This window comes from Pseudomonas sp. EL_65y_Pfl1_R83, assembly GCF_963970695.1.
Taxonomy (GTDB): Bacteria; Pseudomonadota; Gammaproteobacteria; order Pseudomonadales; family Pseudomonadaceae; genus Aquipseudomonas; species Aquipseudomonas tritici.
Map to the genome: position 1 here is coordinate 1 of NZ_CAXAQI010000206.1, position 545 is coordinate 545.

General features: G+C 61.7%; 1 protein-coding gene. It reads right to left on the reverse strand.

Annotation, left to right across the window (positions count from 1 at the left end; translation table 11 throughout):
* Positions 1–134: 134 nt before the first annotated feature.
* On the reverse strand, positions 135–545 hold a 411-nt coding region (locus AACY08_RS28435; protein WP_339472429.1), incomplete at its 5' end, for a glycosyltransferase.

Consider the following 545-nt stretch of genomic DNA (forward strand, 5'->3'; position numbering starts at 1 on the left):
TGATGATCGCGCACGGATTCCACACAGCGCCGCAACAGATCTCCCGCGTTCCAATTGACGATTACCACATCGGCGGTCGCCGCAGCGCGAGCCGGAGAATGGGTTGCTGGTTCAGCGACGCGATCGGTCATCACTTAACCTCGATGTCCATCAAACCGGCGAAAGGTATCAAGAGCCTGATCCGCCACGACCGACCATGCAAATGGCACAACTGCGGCTAAACCCAGCTCCGTCCGGTGTGCCGCTTCTGCGGGATTCGCGGCGATTGTTTCGAGTGTATCTGCGATCGCACGCGAGTCCCGGTTGGGCACCAGCCAGGCATTGTCCGCAGTTGCCGGCTCAAATCCCGTTGTCACCAGCGCGACCCCGCTGGCGAGCGCTTCCAGTGCGGGATAATGCGGCGCACCATGCTGCACGGTGCCGGCCGCGACAAAAACGTCAAGCGAGCGGTAAAAAGCCGCCAGTTCAACGTCGTTGCGCGGCACGACGATCTCCGCTGCTTCGTGGCTCCACCCTTCGGGCAAATTGCCATGGGCGATCCGCAG